The following is a 1,743-nucleotide window of genomic DNA, read 5'->3' as shown; positions in this document are numbered from 1 at the left end:
TGTTTTATAATCACCGTCAATTTACAGATTCACCATTACCTACTTGTTTAAATTCTCAGTATTCATTTATTAGAATATTTAATGCTCTAATTGAGTCAGAAGCTTTAGATGTATATATAAATAATGAATTTTTATTAGCTAAAGGTTTAAAAGCATTAGAAATTGGCTCTTATGTATCTGGAAGTGGAGGAAAATATAGTATTCAAGTTTATTTAACTAATACTAAAGACAATCCTATTGTTGAAGTTAATGATGTAGAGATGATAGGAGGTCAATTAATGACCCTTGCTATTACAGGAGATTCAAATAATTTAAAGCTAGTACCTATAATAGATAATGTTGAACAAAAATCAAAACCTAATAACTCAGTTGTTAGATTTTATAATTTAACTCCAGATCCACTAATATTTCTTATGACACTAAATGGATATAAATTAGCTAGGCAAGCAGAAAGTAACAATGGAAGTGAATATATAGATATTCTTATAGGAAATTATCTGTTAGGAGTTCGTCCAGCAGATGGAATTGGCCAAATATTAAAGGCAGAAGTTAAGATTAACGTAGATAAAATATACACATTGTATTGTGTTGGAACTTCAAATCCAGAATTGAAAAAACTTGGTTTAGGATATAATTTTAAGATTGTTCAGGCAATAGATGGAAATACTATTATTGAAAAGTGTTCTTTTTAACAATAGTTTCATATTTAATTATTAATAATAATTTTAAATTATATATCCTTTATATCGTTAGAAGTATGAACCCTGATTCTCTAGGATATACTCATGAAATATTCCGTAGATTATTATATTTATTGATGAAAATATTTTATTTTAAAAATATATTTAGTATTAAAATAGAGGGGCTCAAAATTTGCAGGATTATAATTTGCCCCCCTTCTTATAACTATATTATAGATTTAATTTTCTTTACCTTCATTTTCTTGTAATTGCTCTTTAGTCAATATTTTTTTCCTAGACACTAATATTTTGCATTCCATGCAAAAATAACTTACAGAACCTCAGCTATCCATTACTTCTAACTTAGAACTACAATATGGACAATAATAATCTTTTTCCATGCTGTCACCCCTTTATTTACATTATTGACTATATTATTTCATATAACTACTTTTAGTTTATCTTTTTATAAATTTTACTTTTCATCAATATAGATCATTTTCTTTGTCATACCACCATCTACAATAATATTGGCACCATTTACAAAATCATTTTCTTCATTAGTTAAAAATAAACAAGCATTAACTATATCTTTAGGTTTACCTACCCTACCTGATGGATGCTGTTTATTGTCTATTTCCGATAATTTATAATCATCGACTTTTATCCATCCAGGACTTATTGCATTAACAGTAATCGGTGTATCTGATAATGAAATCGCCATTGTGTTAGTTAAAGATATAATACCACCTTTAGCTGCTCCATAAGCTTCCCATCCTGCTTCATTTTGATTAAACCTTGTTGAACTTATATTGACTATTCTTCCGTAGTTTTGACCTTTATTTGCTTTTATAAATTCTTTAGAACATATAAAGCTTCCTCTAAGATTTACAGCTATTACATCATCAAATTCTGATAAATCTATATCAAATATAGATTTATTAAATTTACTTATAGCTCCATTATTTATAAGTATATGCACAGTACCATACTTGTTTACTACTTTTTCAAATACAGATTTGATTTCATCTTCATTTCTTAAATCTGCTTTATAAAACTCTAT

The 1,743-nt window shown here is 26.8% G+C and carries 2 protein-coding genes; one reads left to right on the top strand and one right to left on the bottom strand.

The genetic code is table 11. From position 1 onward, the window contains the following. The coding region (locus VLM92_RS10035) for a DUF4397 domain-containing protein (RefSeq protein WP_325276207.1) at positions 1-692 on the top strand (692 nt) is incomplete at its 5' end. A 463-nt stretch (positions 693-1,155) separates the two neighbouring features. Here VLM92_RS10035 and VLM92_RS10030 read toward each other — a convergent pair. After that, positions 1,156-1,743, bottom strand: a 588-nt coding sequence (locus VLM92_RS10030; RefSeq protein ID WP_325276206.1) for an SDR family NAD(P)-dependent oxidoreductase, incomplete at its 5' end; no start/stop codon positions are given.

It is taken from the genome of Romboutsia sp. (genome assembly GCF_035470145.1).
In the GTDB taxonomy this organism is placed as follows: Bacteria; Bacillota; Clostridia; order Peptostreptococcales; family Peptostreptococcaceae; genus Romboutsia_D.
This window is presented reverse-complemented; position numbering and strand designations above follow the sequence as displayed.